Annotated in this window: 14 protein-coding genes; 4 read left to right on the forward strand and 10 right to left on the reverse strand. The window is 56.8% G+C overall.

Features of this window, described 5'->3' with window-relative positions; translation table 11 throughout:
• Positions 1 to 20 precede the first annotated feature (20 nt).
• On the forward strand, positions 21 to 764 hold the full coding sequence (locus ACEN2J_RS14080; protein WP_442106736.1) for an SDR family NAD(P)-dependent oxidoreductase: 744 nt from the start codon (positions 21 to 23) through the stop codon (positions 762 to 764).
• A gap of 70 nt (positions 765 to 834) precedes the next feature.
• On the opposite strand, the gene ACEN2J_RS14085 is transcribed toward ACEN2J_RS14080, so the two are convergent.
• The 9 genes from ACEN2J_RS14085 to ACEN2J_RS14125 form a co-directional block, all read right to left on the reverse strand.
• On the reverse strand, positions 835 to 1407 hold the full coding sequence (locus ACEN2J_RS14085) for a PqiC family protein (protein WP_442106737.1): 573 nt from the start codon (positions 1405 to 1407) through the stop codon (positions 835 to 837).
• Position 1408: 1 nt separating this feature from the next.
• Positions 1409 to 3496 (reverse strand): PqiB family protein, encoded by a 2088-nt coding sequence (locus tag ACEN2J_RS14090; RefSeq protein WP_442106738.1) that lies wholly within the window; start codon positions 3494 to 3496, stop codon positions 1409 to 1411.
• Entirely contained in the window at positions 3493 to 4128 is a 636-nt protein-coding gene (locus tag ACEN2J_RS14095) for a paraquat-inducible protein A (protein ID WP_442106739.1), read from the reverse strand. The genes ACEN2J_RS14090 and ACEN2J_RS14095 overlap by 4 nt, the downstream gene beginning before the upstream one ends.
• Positions 4095 to 4751, reverse strand: coding sequence for a paraquat-inducible protein A (locus ACEN2J_RS14100; RefSeq protein ID WP_442106740.1), 657 nt, complete (start codon positions 4749 to 4751; stop codon positions 4095 to 4097). The genes ACEN2J_RS14095 and ACEN2J_RS14100 overlap by 34 nt, the downstream gene beginning before the upstream one ends.
• Before the next feature lie 103 nt (positions 4752 to 4854).
• A complete protein-coding gene (locus ACEN2J_RS14105) occupies positions 4855 to 7905 on the reverse strand; it encodes an efflux RND transporter permease subunit (RefSeq protein ID WP_442106741.1) in 3051 nt (1016 codons plus the stop codon).
• Entirely contained in the window at positions 7902 to 8954 is a 1053-nt protein-coding gene (locus ACEN2J_RS14110) for an efflux RND transporter periplasmic adaptor subunit (protein ID WP_442106742.1), read from the reverse strand. Before ACEN2J_RS14110 ends, ACEN2J_RS14105 begins: the two co-directional genes overlap by 4 nt.
• Positions 8954 to 10042: an efflux RND transporter periplasmic adaptor subunit gene (locus tag ACEN2J_RS14115; protein WP_442106743.1), complete on the reverse strand. Its 1089-nt coding sequence runs from the start codon at positions 10040 to 10042 to the stop codon at positions 8954 to 8956. Before ACEN2J_RS14115 ends, ACEN2J_RS14110 begins: the two co-directional genes overlap by 1 nt.
• A complete protein-coding gene (locus ACEN2J_RS14120; protein ID WP_442106744.1) occupies positions 10039 to 10626 on the reverse strand; it encodes a TetR/AcrR family transcriptional regulator in 588 nt (195 codons plus the stop codon). The genes ACEN2J_RS14115 and ACEN2J_RS14120 overlap by 4 nt, the downstream gene beginning before the upstream one ends.
• A gap of 54 nt (positions 10627 to 10680) precedes the next feature.
• Positions 10681 to 12978, reverse strand: a complete 2298-nt coding sequence (locus ACEN2J_RS14125; protein WP_442106745.1) for an Orn/Lys/Arg decarboxylase N-terminal domain-containing protein — start codon at positions 12976 to 12978, stop codon at positions 10681 to 10683.
• A gap of 265 nt (positions 12979 to 13243) precedes the next feature.
• Here ACEN2J_RS14125 and iolG point away from each other — a divergent pair, with 265 nt between their 5' ends.
• The gene (iolG, locus tag ACEN2J_RS14130) at positions 13244 to 14239 is read left to right on the forward strand and encodes an inositol 2-dehydrogenase (RefSeq protein WP_442106746.1); all 996 of its coding nucleotides are present in this window, start codon (positions 13244 to 13246) and stop codon (positions 14237 to 14239) included.
• A 42-nt stretch (positions 14240 to 14281) separates the two neighbouring features.
• Here the strand turns inward: iolG and ACEN2J_RS14135 are convergent, their stop codons facing one another.
• A complete protein-coding gene (locus tag ACEN2J_RS14135) occupies positions 14282 to 14677 on the reverse strand; it encodes a YbaN family protein (RefSeq protein ID WP_442106747.1) in 396 nt (131 codons plus the stop codon).
• A 218-nt stretch (positions 14678 to 14895) separates the two neighbouring features.
• On the opposite strand from ACEN2J_RS14135, the gene ACEN2J_RS14140 reads away from it, so the two are divergent.
• Positions 14896 to 16188 carry an NAD(P)/FAD-dependent oxidoreductase gene (locus tag ACEN2J_RS14140; RefSeq protein ID WP_442106748.1) on the forward strand — a complete coding sequence of 431 codons (1293 nt, stop codon included), beginning with the start codon at positions 14896 to 14898 and terminating at the stop codon, positions 16186 to 16188.
• Positions 16189 to 16216: 28 nt separating this feature from the next.
• Positions 16217 to 16417: a YgaP family membrane protein gene (locus ACEN2J_RS14145; RefSeq protein ID WP_442106749.1), complete on the forward strand. Its 201-nt coding sequence runs from the start codon at positions 16217 to 16219 to the stop codon at positions 16415 to 16417.
• Positions 16418 to 16423 lie beyond the last annotated feature (6 nt).

The following is a 16423-nucleotide window of genomic DNA, read 5'->3' on the forward strand; positions in this document are numbered from 1 at the left end:
TAACAAGGACGATACATACTATGAAACTTCTGGGAAAAACGGCCATTGTTACTGGCGGTGGTCGTGACATCGGTCGCGCCTGCGCTATCAAACTGGCCTCCGAGGGCGCGAATGTCGCCATCAACTACTTCTCGAGCAGCGAAGGAGCTGATGCCGCCGTTGCCGAGATCAAAGCCGCTGGCGGCAATGCATTTGCGCTGCAAGGCGATCTGAACAGCCAAGCCGGTGTTGACGCGCTGGTTAACAAAACCATCGCCGAATTTGGTAGCCTTGATATTTTGGTCAACAATACCGGCGGTTTGATTGCCCGCAAAACGATCGCGGAAATGTCGCTGGAACATTGGAATGCGGTGATGGATCTGAACCTGACCAGCACGTTCTTGATGATCAAGGCTTGCATCGCGCATATGAAAACCGGCGCGATTGTGAACCTTGCCAGCCAAGCTGGTCGTGATGGTGGTGGCGGCGGCTCGGTGGCTTATGCAGCCTCCAAAGGTGCTGTGATGACCATGACGCGCGGTTTGGCCAAAGAACTTGGCCCGAATATCCGCGTTAACGCGCTGTGCCCCGGCATGATCGACACCGATTTCCACAACATTCACACCAAAGACGAAGTGCGCCGCAATCTAGAGGCCTCGGCCCCAGTAAGACGCCAAGGCTTGCCTGTGGACGTGGCGAATTTGGTGCTGTTCTTGGCCTGTGAAGACTCGGCTTTCATCACCGGTGCCAACGTCGACATCAACGGCGGTATGTTGTTCAGCTAAGGCTTAACAACCGATTAACATGAAAAAGGCCCGCTTTGATAAGCGGGCCTTTTTTATTTGCGACAATATCTTAGCGCCGCAGCTTTTTCACAATGTCGGCGGCTAGGCTGTCAATGGCCACACCTGTGGCTTGGGCAACCGAGCCGGGCGAGTTATCAGCCAAGGGCGCTGTTACGGTAAAACGCTGCACAGACTCGCGCATGGCCCCATTTGGTGCCGCAATGGCAAATTGGCCAGTCAGCTCAAAGTTGCCGTTCAGCTTGGCGATCATGCGGTCAACCCGCACTTCGATCCTTACATCGGCGGAATCTGCCAAAGGCCAAGGTTCGGCGGCGACAGATGCGGTCGAACGCAGATCAAGGCTCCGTGCCAACGCGCCAGTCACACCGCGCACCGGATCATCGGCCCAGATCGCCTTGGGCACCACTGTTAGCGCGCCGCCCATCTGCTCAACCACGATTTCCGAGGCGGCAGCATAGGCGGGGAGCGATACTTCGCGTACCTCAACCGTCCTGACCGCAACCTGTGTTTTGGCAACAGCGGGCACGGTTTCGGCAGCAATTGGAAACCGCGCATCCTTATCGCCACAAGAGGCGAGCGGTAGGGCGGCAGCGAGGGCGATGGCAACTATACGAATATTCACATCAACGTCCTAGGATAAGAGAGTTTGGGTTGCGCTCAATCGTGCGGGCCAGCTGGTTGACGGATTTTGCCGCAGCTTTCAGCTCTCGCAGCAGATCAAGCGTTTCGGAATTGAAGGTGGATTTCGCGCCATAGGTCGACAATAGCGCATCGGCTTTGGATATCACAGCGTCGAGTTGCGCCGTGACATCGGGAAAGGCTTTCGCCGCAACAGCGACCGCATCGGCGGCATCGCGGGCCGAGGCCAGCGCCGCATTGGTATTGGCAACTGCCCCACCTTCGCGCAGCTCTTTCAACGCAGCCTCTACCTCGGTCAGCGCCGCAGAAAGGGCAGGTGGGATGCTTTTTGCGCCGTCGGTGCTGATCAGGGCATCGGTGCTATCCATCACACGGGTCACAGCGGCGATCAGCTCTTCGGCCTTCAGGTCATTCACCTTGGTTGCGATTGCGCGCAAATCGGTGATCAAAGCAGGCAAGTCACCCGATGCTGCCGCAATATCAGCCGAGGCTTTATCAAAGCTTTTCAAGGCACTGGCCAGTTGATCGGCCGCACCCTGTTCTTTCAAATCGGCTACGATACTGCGCAAATCGGCGATCACACCGCGCAGTTCGCCCGGAATGGCTTGGGTATCTTCCTTGCCAATCAACCCGCGCGCATCTTCGACCAGGCCCAAAATCGCATCGGGGGCGCGTTGGGTGCCGGGGGCGCTGGCGATGGTTTCAATCGCAGCCATAAGCGAAACGGCTTGGTTCATAACCTCTTCAATCGGCAGGTTATTCACGCGCTGCAACACGCCTTCGGCTGTTGCGGTAAAGTCGGGCAGTTCAGATTTAACACTGGGGATTATCGGTGTGCCGTCCGCATCATTGGCCAATACGGCAGGCGCTGCCTCGGGCATATCAGCCAGCTCAATCTTTAGGGCCGCGCTGAAAATACTGGTCGTGGCAAGTCGCGCCCGCATACCGTCTTTCACCAGCTTTTCGATGAAATTAAGGGTGGCCTGCGCGTCTGCATCGGCCTCTAACCCCAAGGTCTGCGGGTCGATCGAGATCAAGGCCCGCATATTCACTTTACTGCTGCCGGTTGCTGATTTCGCAATGAAAGCGCCGATGCCGGTGATTTGGCCAATCCGCAAGCCGCGATATTCAACCGGTGCGCCCGAGGCCAAGCCGCTGACCGACTCTGCGAAGATGACCGACATCTTGATCGAATTGGCGCTAAGTTGGGTAAAGATACTGTCGCGTGCCGCCGCCTCATTGGCGAACAGGCGGAACATTGTGTCTTCGGTCACCGGTGCGCCACCCGAAACGATGTTTTCAAACGACACGCCGCCGGTCAGCAAGGACCCAAGGCTTGCGACGTTCAGATCAAGACCGGCTGGCCCAAGTGTCACGGAAAAACCGGCCAAGTTCCAAAACCGCGAGTCTGTGGTCAGAAATTTGTCATAAGGTGCGTTGATAAAGGCCTCAACATCGGTGCTATCGCCGGTTTCCGACAGTTTCGGCGTGTCCAATTGGCCCACCTCCATGCCACGGAAAAACACCGGCGCGCCGGGAGTCAGGCTGGTGCCATTCTTGGACCGGATTTTGATACGCGTGCCTTCGTGGCCGGGGCGGATAAGCGGCGCCGCCTTTAAGCCTTCAAAGATGCGGGCGTTTGAGCCTGTGACCGGCGTCCATGCGGCATCAAGATAAACACCCGACAGCACAGTCGACAGGCCGCTAATCCCACGCGCGCTGACTTCGGGGCGGACGACCCAAAACAGGGTGTCGGGGCTAAGCGTGTCGGCGACATCCTTGTCGATGCGGGCTGTTACCTCAACATGCGACATGTCTTTGGTGAAAGTTACGTCCTCGACCGCGCCAATAATCACATCCCGAAACTTGATCGTGGTATCTTTGGGCGTAATCCCCGCCGCATCCTGAAACACAATGGTAATCAGCGTGCCCTTGTTGCTATAGTTTTGCCACGCCACCCCAAGCGACACCAACAGCGCCAGTATCGGCACCAGCCAAACAAACGACAGGTTACGCCATGGCGAGTGCTTGGCGGGTAGAATATCCATATCGGGCAGGGTGGGTTGAGTCATTTAGTGTGTTCCTTGTCAGCGTCCCAGATTTGCCTTGGGTCAAAGCTTTGGGCCGAGAGCATTGTGAAAGCCACAGAAAGCGCAAAGCTAACAGCCGCGATTCCGGGGTGAATACTTGCCGCTGATCCCAGTTGGACCAGCGCCGTTAAAATGGCGACGACGAAGACGTCGATCATCGACCAGCGGCCAACGAATTCGACCACCTCATAAACCTGATGGCGGCGGTGCGCAGACAAACGGCTGGGCCGCCCGATGCCAAGCGCCAAATAGGCGACGGCAAAAAATTTGCTGGTGGGGATGATGATGCTGGCAAAGAAAACGATTGCTGCAATCCCGATCGAGCCGTGGTGAACCAGCTCGACAATGCCGCCAAGCAGGGTGCTCTCAGATTCCTTGCCCAAGGTAGCGGTTTTCAACATCGGGTAGGTGTTGGCCGGAATAAACGCGATAATCCCCGCAACCCACCACGCCCAAACCTTTTGCAGGCTTTTGGTGTCGCGGCTGGCCAAAGCCGCACCGCACCGCAAGCATACCGTATCCGAGGCTGGATGAACCCGCCCGCATGTTGTGCAATTGACCAGACCCGCATCACGCGCGGTCAGGTAGCCCCGCGCGCTTCCAGCGTTTTCCATATGATCAAACTACTCATAAAATTGTCTTTAAGCACGGTGATAACGACCAATGCGGCGAATGCCCAGAACGCGGGGCCGATTGTTAGCGTGGCCAAGCCACCGACCTTGACCAAGGCCACGGCCACGCCAACGATAAACACCTCGGCCATCGCCCAAGGTTTTAGCTGTTCTGCCACCCGAAAGGCATGCGCCGCCCCGCGCGCCGGACGGTGCCCAAGGGCCATAGGTGCAATAGCGTATAAAATCGCGCTGAGGCGTGTGAGGGGCAGCACCACAATCAAACCCGCCATTGCCAGTGAAAGCGGCACCATCAGCCCATCGGAATAGGCCAGAATTGTATCAATAACCGACGCTTGCTGGTTCAGGCCATGTGTTGAAATGGTCAAAAACGGAAAGCTGACGGCCGTAATCATCAAAATCGTGGCAGTTACAGCCAGCATCACAATCCGTGTCATCGCATTTGCGCGCGGCGCTATCAGCAGGTGGTGGCAGCGCGCACACCGACCTTGACCGCCCGACGGGATGGAGGGAAAGTGGTACAGCGTGTCGCAAACAGGGCAAGCCACCAGATCGGTAAGATCGGCGGTGGCAAAACTATCCTGTGGTGTTTGCGTTTGTTCCATTTTTACAGTTTACAGCACCGCCGCGCGACATTGAAGGGCCAAGGCTGGCCCCTCTGCGCTATTGTTTCAGTGTTGTAAAGTTGCGCCGTGGATGTGACTATTCCTAGCCCTTGGGGCGTTTCTCGGCCGGAACCCTAAAGACCGCTACATAGAGTGCCGGCACGAAAACCAAAGTGACCAGCGTCCCGACGATAATCCCGCCCATCATGGCAAAGGCCATAGGCCCCCAAAAGATTTGCCGTGAAATCGGAATCAGCGCCAAACTTGCAGCGGCAGCGGTTAGCAAGATCGGGCGGGCGCGGCTGTCGGAGGCCTCAAAAACGGCATCCCAAGCGGTGCGGCCCGCGCGGCGCAGCACCTCAATCTCATTCACCAGAATGATCGAGTTGCGGATCAAAATCCCGACCAGCGCCAGAATGCCTAAGATAGCGACAAAGCCCAAAGGCGCGCCAGACAATGCCAGTGCAGCCACAACCCCGATCAGCCCAAGCGGCGCCGCGCACAGCACAACAAAGGCAAGCCGGAAGCCCTGCATTTGCACCATGACCAAAGTCACCATAACCAACATCATTAACGGCACCACAGCGGCAATCGGCGCTTGGCTTTCTGCGCTCGATTCAACTGTGCCACCCACGACCACGCCATACCCTGCGGGCAATGCGGCATTGAACGCCGCGATTTTATCGGCCAGTGCGGTCACCAGCGTTGCAGGCTGGTCTTTGGTGTTAATCGCGGCCTTGACCGTGATGGTCGGCATCCGGTTGCGCTGGCTCACCATCGGCTGCTCGGTATCAAACCGGAACACGGCGACCGATGACAGCGGTATCGCATCGCCGCCCGTACCGGCAAGTTGCAGCCCGTAAAGCGCCTCTAGTGATGCACGGTCGGAATCATTGCCGCGTGCAATAATATCAACCAGATAGGTGTTGTCGCGCAGCTCGGTAATGGTCCGTCCGGCAAAGATCGCGTTCAACCCCGATGCAATATCGGACGAGGTTAGCCCCAACTGCCGCGCCTTATCTTGCACAATATCAACCCGCACCACCCGTGCCGGTTCATTCCAATCCAACACGATAGAGCTGGTCCGCGTGTCTGACCCGATAACCGCCGCCAGATCGCGCGCATTGTCGCGCAGCACGTTAATATCTGGTCCGCTGATCCGGTATTGCACAGGGCGGCCAACTGGCGGCCCGATTTCCAGAAACTTTACATACACATCGGTGCCCGGAAACTCGGTCGCGGCCACTGTTTCCAAACGCTTGCGCAAGGCGTTGCGGGCATCGGTTGACGGCGTTTGAATAACGATCTGTCCAAGGTTGGCAAACTGATCCATCGTGTCATAGGACAGCAAGAACCGTGGCGCCCCCCGCCCGACATAGGATGACCAGAACAAAACATCTTCGTCCTTGGCCAAAATCGCCTCAAACCGGTCCATCTCGGCCTGTGTGGCGGCAATAGAGGCATTTTGCGGCAAGGCAAAATCTACCACCAATTCCGGCCTGTCCGAATTCGGAAAAAACTGTTGTTCGACAAAGCGCATGCTGTAAATCGACAGCACGAACAGCCCCACCGTGACGCCAATCGTCAACCAGCGAAACCGCATCGCCCCGTGCAACACCCCATGAAAGGCGCGGCGCATCCGCCCCGGTTCGGGGTTGTGATGGGCCATTTTTGCGGGCAACAACGTCACCCCCAGCAACGGCGCAAACAGCACCGCCACCACCCAGCTGACCAGCAGTGAGACCGCAATCACCACGAACAATGAGAACGTAAACTCGCCCGCCGAGGAAGAGTTTAGCCCGATCGGGATAAACCCCGCCACGGTGACCAACGTCCCCGACAGCATCGGAAACGCAATCGATGTCCACGCATAGGACGCCGCCTTGCGCAGGCTTTCACCCGCCTCTAGCCGCGAAATCATCGTCTCAATCGCGATCATCGCATCATCGACCAACAGGCCCAACGCAATGATCAGCGCCCCTAATGAGATCCGCTGAAGGGTAAAGCCCGCGTAATCCATGACCACAAAGGTAATCGCCAAAACCAGCGGAATTGTCAGCGTCACCACCAGCCCCGCGCGTATCCCAAGGCTGATAAAGCTGACGGCCAGCACGATTAGAACCGCCTCTAGCAGTGCTTGTAAAAAGTGGTTCACCGATTCCTCAACCACATGGGGTTGATCGGCGACTTGGTGAATGTCGATGCCAATCGGCAATTCGGCCTGCACCCGTTCCATGACGGCTGATAGCTCTTCGCCAAAAGTCACGATATTGGCGCCTTGGCGCATCCCAACGGCCAAACCAATCGCAGGCTGGCCCTTATAGCGAAACAGCACAGAGGGCGGGTCTTGATACCCGCGCTTAATATCAGCCACATCGGTCAGACGAAAGAAGCGATCGTCGATATGAAAGTTAACGTCCTCAAGGCTTGCCGCATCTTTGAACTGGCCACCCACGCGCACCAATATCCGTTCAGGGCCCGCATCAATGACCCCCGATGGCAAAATGGCGTTTTGCGCCTGAAGCGTGGCCTGTACAGCCTGTTCATTCAGCCCAAGTGCGGCCATCCGCTCGGTCGAAAACTCAAGATACACCACCTCGTCGCGCGTGCCATAAATCTCAACTTTTCCGGCATCATCAAGGGCTTGGACCTCTCGTTTGATCAACTCAACCCTATCGCGCAGCTCGCGCGGGGTAAAGCCATCGGCGGTAAAGGCATAGATGTTGCCGTACACATCGCCAAAGTTGTCGTTAAAGCCGAATCCGGTAAATTCATTGGGCATATCGCCCGCAATATCATTGATCATATTGCGCACCGTCAGCCATGTGCGCGCCACGGCCTCGCCCTGCACGCTTGGCATAAGGTTAACATAAACAATAGAATAGCCCGGGCGGGTGATGGACCGCGTGTAATCCAGCGTCCCTAATTCCTCCAGCTTTTCCTCTATCCGGTCGGTGACCTGCTGGCGGGTATCCTCAATGGATGCGCCCGGCATAGCCGCCGTGATAACCATGGTTTTGATCGCAAAATTGGGGTCTTCCTCACGGCCAATCGACACATAAGACAACACGCCAGCGACCACGCTGATGATCATCAAAAACCACACAAATGAGCGGTGCTCTAGCGCCCAGTCCGACAGGTTGAAACGCTTCATTCTTGCACGCGCGGGCCAACGATTTGCCCGTCCTCAATAGAGTTAACACCTTTGACGATAATCTCGTCACCATCCGAAAGCCCGTTCAGCACCAAAACACGCGTGCCAGCGGTGGCCCCAGTCTCGATGGTGACAAGCCTGGCCTCGCGGCCCGCAGGGTCGACGCGCCAAACCTGTGGCGGCTCGCTGTTCGCAATAATTGCCGTCACTGGCAGCGATAATTGCGCCGCCGTTTCGGCCATCGGCTCTACCTGCACCAGCGCGCCCAGCCGAAAGCCGGTGGGCGCGTTTTCGTCCAGCGCCAAGCGTAACTGGCGTGTACGGGTTTCGCGTGTGGCAACCGGATCGATCGAGGTTAGCCGCGTTGTTGCCTCCAGCGCCATGTTCGCCTCTAGCCGCACACGAAACACGCTGCCAGTGGCCAGCCCCGCCACATCGCCTTCGGACAGGTCGATAATAACCTCGCGGTCTTGGGTGCCCGCCAGCCGCAGAACCGGGGCGCCTGCGGTCAGGGTTGCCCCCGGTTCGGCAAAAACTTGGGTCACGACACCGTCTTGCGGGGCGTGCAAAACCGCGTTGTTGCGGGCATTTTCGGCCCCCACAAGGTTGGCTTTGGCCTGTTCCAAACTGGCTTCGGCGGCGGCAAGCTGCGCGGTGGCGCTTTGCAAGGCCGCCTCGCTATCGACGCCGCGGGTTACCAGCGCCTGCACACGGTTGGCGGCATTTCGGGCCGAGTTGGCTTGCGATTCCGCTACAATAACACCGGCTTGGGCGCTGCGCAGGCTGGAATCCAGATCTTGCGGATCCTGCACTGCCAAAACCTGATCTTTAGCCACAACATCTCCAAGGCTGGCCGGACGTGTCGCTAAGGTGCCACTGCGCGGAAAGCCTAAGTCGGTTTCAATCCGCGCGGTCACGGTCCCGACCCAAGATTGGCGTAAACCTGATTGCGGCGTCACAATCTCTGACACCACAGGTCGGGCTGCCTCTTGCGCAAAAGATGCCAGCGGCAACAAGAACAGTGTCAAAATTAAACCAGCGTTTTTCATCACTTAGCCTCCGACCCAAGATCGACCGTTTGGCCGGGGTACAGCAATTGCGCACCTTTGCTCACAACAATTTCGCCCGCCTCAACCCCCGAAGAAAGCACCACCTGACCGCTGATATAGCGCAAAACCGATACCTCGCGCAGGGCGGCTTGGTGGGTTTGCGGGTCAATCAGCCAGACGGCGGGGCCGCTGGCTTGGGCCGTGATCGACGACCATGGCAACGTCACACGGTCGGTATCTTGAATGGTCACTGTGCCGCGCACTGGGTCGCCATAGCTTAGGCCTGCGGGCAGGGTTTCAACCGAAACAGTGACCTTTACCGTGCCTTTGGCTGGGTCGACCAAAGGCGAGACTTCGCGGATCATGCCCGCACCGGTTTTAGAAGGTGCCGCTAGAACCGACAGCACAACCTCAGGCGATTTGGGGGTTGAGGTCAGCGTGGCTTCGGGCACTTCAAACTCGGCGTCAAAATCACTGCCAAGGGCCAGTTCTACCACGGTTTGCGCCGCGCCGATCACTTGCCCCGGTTCGGCCAAACGGTCAGTCACAGTTGCGGCGGTCGGGGCCAGCAATACGGTATCGGCCAGCGCCTTTTTCGCACGGTCTTGCTCGGCCACGGCCTGCGCCTCTTGGGCCTCGGCGGCGCGCAGCAGGTCGGCGGCGGTATCGCGGGCGCTGCGGGTGGTGGCGCCGCGTTCCAGCAGCGCATCTTGGCGCACGCTTTCTTCACGGGCCTGCTGATGGCTGGCTTTGGCCGAGACCAGCCCCGCCTGTGCAGCCCGCAAGGATTGTTCTTGTTGCACTTGGTCCAGCTTGGCCAAAACATCGCCTTTTTGCACCTTGGCTCCGGTGGTCACGAACACATCTGTAACCCGCCCGCCCAACGGAAATGATGCTGTCAGCGTATCCCGCGCCACGATTTCACCCGTCAGCGAAAAAGTGCTTACGGCGGCAATGCGTTCCGCCGTAACGGTGGAGACGCGCAACAGCGTTTGTGCTGTGGCAGGTGTGTGCAGCGCAAACACTGCACCAACGGCCAGCGCAAAGGCGTGTGTATTGGGGCGCGTTCTTGTAAATCTAGGCATCATTCTGGCACCATAAGGTTGGCCAAATATTCGGCATGACGCTGAATACTGGCTTCGGATTTTGGGTCAATTCCGGTTAAATCTGTGCATTTGGTGGCAGCACTGAAAATAACACTGCTGGCACCACCAAAGGTATAAAACGCATGCGGGATATCGGCGGGCGGCAGGTTGCCCATCAGATGACAAAACCGCGCATAAATCGGCGTCAGATGGGTTTTGACCAGCCAAGCACGGCGGGCGTCATCCTCTGGGCCTTGGAGCATCAAAAATCGGAAAAACTCGGGGTGTTCGGCGTTAAACCGCACCAAGCGGCGCAAAACTTCGCGGCGCTTTTCGGGCGGGTCATTCGGCCCGACATTGGCCATCGCATCGCCGACCGCCGCCTCTTGCAAGGCAAACAGATGGTCTGCCGCCGCCCGCCATAGCGCATCTTTCGATGCGAAATGGTAGGTCAGCAGCCCTTGGCTTACCTCGGCCCGCTGGGCAATCGCCCGCGTGCTAACGGCATCAAAGCCGGTTTCGGTCATCGCCGCCAGGGCTGCTTCCACAATCTTTTCGCGCGTAGAATCGCGTTGCTTGTCTCTCATTCTGGCCCAATACACTAGTCAGTTGACAAGTGAAAGACCTGTTTTCCGCGTGACCTAGTGTTGGTCGGTCACGCAATCGGCAAAGTAATGCACCACACCGTGTTGATCGGTCTCTTGCACCAAGCCGTGAATATCGGTTTCAAACCCCGGGCATTCACGCGCAAATTCGCGGTTAAACTTAAGATATTCAACGATTTTCTTGTTAAACACCTCACCCGGGATCAACAAAGGAATACCGGGCGGATAGGGCGTTACAAGGCTGGTGGTGATGCGGCCTTCCAGCACGTCAATCGGTACGCGCTGCGTGGTGCGCTTGGCGATATGCGAAAACGCATCGGTCGGTGTCATCGCGGGGGTGTGATCGCTGAGGTACATCTCGGTCGACAAAATCGCCACGTCATACTTGGCATAGAGTTTATGCACATGCTGGCACAGATCGCGCAGACCCATCTTTTCATAGCGCGGATGCTTGGCGCAGAATTCGGGCATCACCCGCCACATCGGCTGGTTTTTATCGCAATCATCCTTGAACTGCTGCAACGCCGTTAGCAGGCTGTTCCAGCGGCCCTTGGTGATGCCAATCGTGAACATGATGAAAAAGCTGTAAAGGCCGGTTTTCTCGACCACAACACCATTTTCGGCCAAGTATTTCGTAACGATCGAGGCAGGGATGCCCGTATCTTCGAACCGGCCATCAAGGTTAAGGCCGGGGGTGATGATGGTCGCCTTAATCGGGTCAAGCATGTTGAAACCGGGGGCCATATCGCCAAAACCGTGCCAGGAATCTTCGCCATCGGCTTGCTGTACGCCATCGGCATCGGTGCGGCGCAGCACCCAATCTTTGGTGCGGCCAATGCCCTCTTCTTCCAGATGATCGGGGCCCCAAACTTGGAACCACCAGTCATCCGCGCCAAATTCATCATCAACTTTGCGCATTGCCCGGCGGAAATCGAGCGCCTCCATGATGCTTTCTTCAACCAATGCAAGGCCGCCTGGGGGCTCCATCATCGCCGCGGCTACGTCACAGCTGGCAATGATGCTGTATTGTGGGCTGGTAGACGAGTGCATCAGATACGCCTCGTTGAACAGGTGACGGTCCAGCGGGGTCGTTTGGCTGTCTTGCACCAAAACCTGGCTGGCTTGCGAGATACCCGCCAGAAGTTTGTGAATGGATTGTGTGGCATAGGTGACCGAATGGCGCGGCCGGTCACGTTTGCGGCCCATCGCGTGATAGGTGCCATAGAAGGGGTGGAAGGCGGCGTGTGGCAGCCAAGCCTCATCAAAATGCAGGTTGTCGACATAGCCATCGAGCACGTTTTTGATGGTCTCGGTGTTGTACAAAACCCCGTCATAGGTGGATTGCGTCAGGGTCATAATGCGCGGCTTTACCGTGTCGGCATCAACGCCCGCCAGCAACGGGTTTGCGCGGATTTTGGCCTTGATGGACTCAATCTCAAACTCGGCGCGTGGGATCGGGCCGATGATGCCGTAATGGTTGCGCGTCGGTTTCAAAAACACCGGAATCGCACCCGTCATAATGATGCTGTGCAGGATCGACTTGTGGCAGTTGCGATCCACCACAACCACATCACCTGGTGCAACCGTATGATGCCAAACCATTTTGTTTGATGTCGACGTGCCGTTGGTCACAAAGAAACAGTGATCGGCGTTGAAAATCCGCGCTGCATTGCGTTCAGACGCGCCAATCGCGCCGTTATGGTCCAGCAGCTGGCCCAGTTCTTCAACCGAGTTGCAGACATCGGCGCGCAGCATGTTTTCGCCGTAAAACTGGTGGTACATCTGGCCTATCGGGCTTTTTAAAAACGCGACGCCGCCGGAATGGCCGGGGCAGTGCCATGAATAGGACCCATCCTCGGCATAGTCCAAAAGCGCCTTGAAAAACGGCGGCTGGATGCCCTCAAGATAGCTTTTCGCCTCGCGCACAATGTGGCGGGCTACGAACTCAGGCGTATCCTCAAATGCGTGGATAAAGCCGTGCAATTCGCGCAGAATATCGTTCGGCAAGTGGCGGCTGGTTTTTGTTTCGCCGTAAACGTAAATCGGCACATCTGCGTTTTTCCAGCGCACTTCTTCAATGAAATTGCGCAGGTTTACGACGGCTGGGTCCAAGTCGGGGCCGGGGCTGAACTCTTCATCATCAATCGACAAAACAAAGGCCGAGGCGCGCGATTGCTGCTGTGCAAACTTGGACAAATCGCCATAGCTGGTGACACCAAGCACCTCAAACCCTTCATTTTCAATCGCTTCAGCCATAGCACGAATGCCAAGGCCAGAAGAGTTTTCAGACCGGAAGTCTTCGTCGATGATGACGATAGGAAAGCGAAATTTCATGTGAGTTCTCCTTGCGGGTGCGCCGCAGATAGGATGGTGGCCTGTGGCAAACGGTGGGCGGCACGGTATGGCGGCGCGATGTATTCGGGCTTGCATGTTTCTTTCTTTTGATTGCGCAACTGTCAAGTGTTGAACCGATTTGGTCCCGCCCAATCGGCGCCGATCCACCTGTCTGCAACCGCTTGCAAAATGCATGCCTCTGCGGCAATACTGGCGATCATGCCCCCCAGCCGGACCAGCGGTCCGCAATGCAAGGATCGAATAAATGCTTAGAGTTGGCCTTCTTGGCGCAGGACGTATTGGCGCCGTTCATGCGATTACAATCGCCGCCCACGCCACCAGCAAATTGGTTGCGGTTTCGGATTTTCTGCCTGAGAACGCCGAAAAGCTGGCGGCAAAATATGGCTGTGTTGCGCGCAGCAACGAAGAGATTATCGCTGATCCAAATATCGATGCCGTGCTGATCGCCACCCCGACCGACACCCATTCCGACCTGATGGAAGCTGCGACGCGGGCGGGCAAAGCGGTGCTGTGCGAAAAGCCGGTTGACCTGTCATTGACCCGTGCGCGCGCCTGTGCTGCGGCCACGGCGGGCAATGGGCAACCGATTATGATCGGCTTTAACCGTCGCTTTGACCCAAGCTTTGCCTCTTTGAAGGCTGCGGCAGATGCGGGCGAGATTGGCAAGGCAGAGCTGCTGTCGATCACGTCGTTTGATCCGGCCCCGCCGCCTGTGTCTTATGTCAAAACCTCGGGTGGGCTGTTTCGCGATATGATGATCCATGATTTTGACATGGCCAATTTCATCATGGGCACGCCGCCAGTTACCGTTTCGGCTGTTGGCACCTCGATCGTTGATCCCGAAATCGGGTTGGCAGGCGATGTTGATACTGCCGTGGTCACGCTGACCTATGCCGATGGCCGGCTGTGCGTTATCAAAAACTCGCGTCGGGCGGCATATGGCTATGATCAGCGGCTTGAACTGCTTGGGTCCGAAGGGCTGCTGCAGGCGCAAAATATGCTGGAAAATCTGGTTGTGAAATCAACCGCTGCGGGCGTGACCGGCGCCAAGCCTACCTATTTCTTTTTGCAGCGTTATATGGCGGCCTATGCGGCCGAATGGGATGCGTTCGTTTCGGCTGTGCAAGGCAAAACGGCGATGCCAATCACGTTGGCTGATGGGATTGCGGCATTGGCGATGGCCGAAGCGGCGACCCAGTCGATGAAAACCGGCGGTCCGGTGCGGCTTGATAGCGTGTAAAGCACGCCGCGTGGGGTAATGGCTGCCCCACGCCTTTTTATGCTAACCGTTGGGCCGCGTGAGAACAAAAAGAGCGGCCCCACCCATGAAAACCAGCTGAATAAGCAGTACATAAAGTGGCGCGCCAAGCAGCACCGCTGCGCCAAAGGCCGCCGCCATCATGCCTACGGCCATCGCCTTATGCCGCGGCGCAATCGCGCCCTTTTCGTCCCATTGCATAATCATCGGGCCAAATGTCCGGTTTTGCAGCAGCTTTTTATGTAAACCGGGTGCGCTTTTGGCAAAAGCAAAGGCGGCAAGGATGACAAATGGCGTGGTGGGCAGCAGCGGCAATGCAACGCCGATTATCCCCAATAGCAATGACGCGCCACCCAGCATGCGCCAAGCCCAGAGCGTAATGAACGCGCGTTTACCTTTGCGGCGCAGAGTTTGGGGCATGCGTATTTTCCAACAAATGGGTGGTTAAAAGGGGCGATGGGGCAGCGGTATCCCCGTGATCGCTGTATTAGGGTTTAGAAGAAAATGTGTGAATGAAAAGGGTACTGACGCAAATATGATCTGGATCAACGACACACCTGCAAATACATGAATATATGATGCATCGTATTTGTACTGTGCCTGAAATCGGCTTGGTATGTTAGCTCTGGGAGAGTGTTATGGCACATGTCGTCGTTGTTGGCGCTGGGTTGGGGGGCACAATTGCCGCCTATGAATTGCGTGATAAGCTGGGTGCCGAGCATAAGGTTTCAGTTGTTAACAAAGGCAGCACCTTTCATTTTGTGCCGTCAAATCCGTGGGTTGGCGTAGGCTGGCGTGATCGGGCCTCGATTGAGGTGGATCTTGTAAAGGTCTTTGCCAAACGCAAGATCGCGCTGCATGCCCAAGGTGCCAAACGCCTGCACCCCGCCGAGCGCCGGATTGAGCTGATGGACGGCGAATCGATTACCTATGACTATATGGTCATCGCGACCGGCCCCGAGCTGGCCTTTGATGAGATTGAGGGCTTTGGCCCCGACGCGCATACGCAATCGGTGTGCCATGTTGACCATGCGCTGATGGCCAAGCAGGCGGTGGATAAGTTGATCGCGAACCCCGGACCCGTGGTGATTGGCGCGGTACAGGGCGCATCGTGCTATGGGCCAGCCTATGAGTTTGCATTTATCCTTGATAAGGCGCTGCGCGATGCCAAAGTGCGCGACCGCGTGCCGATGACCTTTGTGACATCAGAACCCTATGTTGGCCATTTGGGGCTGGACGGTGTGGGTAATACCAAAGGGCTGCTGGAAGGCGAGTTGCGCGAGCATCACATCAAGTGGATCTGCAACGCCCGTGTCGACAAGATCGAGGCCGACAAGATGTTGGTGTCCGAGATCGCCGAGGATGGCTCTGTTTTTAAATCCCATGAGGTGCCACAAGTTTTCACCATGATGCTGCCAGCGTTTCGCGGGATTGAGGCGGTGCGCGGCATTGAAGGTTTGACCAATCCGCGCGGATTTATCCTTGCCGATGAACATCAGCGCAATCCGACTTTCCCCGAGGTGTTTTCGATCGGTGTCTGTGTGGCCATTCCGCCGGTTGGCAAGACGCCGGTGCCCGTGGGCGTGCCGAAAACCGGCTTTATGATTGAATCGATGGTGACGGCGACGGCGCACAACATTGATCAGTTGATCAAAGGCAAAGCGCCGACTGCGGTGGCCACATGGAACGCTGTTTGCCTTGCTGATTTTGGCGATAGCGGGATTGCGTTTGTGGCGCAGCCGCAGATTCCCCCGCGCAATGTGAACTGGTCGTCTTCGGGCAAATGGGTCCACTTGGCCAAGATCGGTTTTGAGAAATACTTTCTGCATAAAATTCGCAGTGGTGAGTCCGAGCCGTTTTATGAACGTCTCGCGATGCAGGCGCTGGGGATTGATAAGCTGAAAAAAGTTAAGATTGAGCCGGAGTCGTAAGGCTCTAAAGTAAAAAATGGAGAATAAGATGTCACTTGATCGTATGGTTATGGCCTTTGCGGGCTTTATGGTGCTGTTGTCACTTGCGTTGACGCTGTGGGTTTCGCCGTATTTTGTTTGGCTAACGGTTTTCGTTGGTGTGAACCAAATTCAGGCGGCCTTTACCGGGTTTTGTCCGGCGGCAGCGGCGTTCAAATGGCTTGGGGTTAAGCCCGGCGCTGCATTTTAGGCGCAG

It is taken from the genome of Pseudorhodobacter sp. W20_MBD10_FR17 (assembly GCF_052119765.1).
In the GTDB taxonomy this organism is placed as follows: domain Bacteria; phylum Pseudomonadota; class Alphaproteobacteria; order Rhodobacterales; family Rhodobacteraceae; genus Pseudorhodobacter.

What these genes read in the sequence shown, in the direction of transcription:
- ACEN2J_RS14080 (WP_442106736.1), top strand. Translation starts at nt 21, where the DNA reads ATGAAACTTCTGGGAAAAACGGCCATTGTTACTGGCGGTGGTCGTGAC.
- ACEN2J_RS14090 (WP_442106738.1), bottom strand. Translation starts at nt 3,496, where the DNA reads ATGACTCAACCCACCCTGCCCGATATGGATATTCTACCCGCCAAGCAC.
- ACEN2J_RS14095 (WP_442106739.1), bottom strand. Translation starts at nt 4,128, where the DNA reads ATGGAAAACGCTGGAAGCGCGCGGGGCTACCTGACCGCGCGTGATGCG.
- ACEN2J_RS14100 (WP_442106740.1), bottom strand. Translation starts at nt 4,751, where the DNA reads ATGGAACAAACGCAAACACCACAGGATAGTTTTGCCACCGCCGATCTT.
- ACEN2J_RS14105 (WP_442106741.1), bottom strand. Translation starts at nt 7,905, where the DNA reads ATGAAGCGTTTCAACCTGTCGGACTGGGCGCTAGAGCACCGCTCATTT.
- ACEN2J_RS14110 (WP_442106742.1), bottom strand. Translation starts at nt 8,954, where the DNA reads ATGAAAAACGCTGGTTTAATTTTGACACTGTTCTTGTTGCCGCTGGCA.
- ACEN2J_RS14115 (WP_442106743.1), bottom strand. Translation starts at nt 10,042, where the DNA reads ATGATGCCTAGATTTACAAGAACGCGCCCCAATACACACGCCTTTGCG.
- ACEN2J_RS14120 (WP_442106744.1), bottom strand. Translation starts at nt 10,626, where the DNA reads ATGAGAGACAAGCAACGCGATTCTACGCGCGAAAAGATTGTGGAAGCA.
- ACEN2J_RS14125 (WP_442106745.1), bottom strand. Translation starts at nt 12,978, where the DNA reads ATGAAATTTCGCTTTCCTATCGTCATCATCGACGAAGACTTCCGGTCT.
- iolG (WP_442106746.1), top strand. Translation starts at nt 13,244, where the DNA reads ATGCTTAGAGTTGGCCTTCTTGGCGCAGGACGTATTGGCGCCGTTCAT.
- ACEN2J_RS14135 (WP_442106747.1), bottom strand. Translation starts at nt 14,677, where the DNA reads ATGCCCCAAACTCTGCGCCGCAAAGGTAAACGCGCGTTCATTACGCTC.
- ACEN2J_RS14140 (WP_442106748.1), top strand. Translation starts at nt 14,896, where the DNA reads ATGGCACATGTCGTCGTTGTTGGCGCTGGGTTGGGGGGCACAATTGCC.
- ACEN2J_RS14145 (WP_442106749.1), top strand. Translation starts at nt 16,217, where the DNA reads ATGTCACTTGATCGTATGGTTATGGCCTTTGCGGGCTTTATGGTGCTG.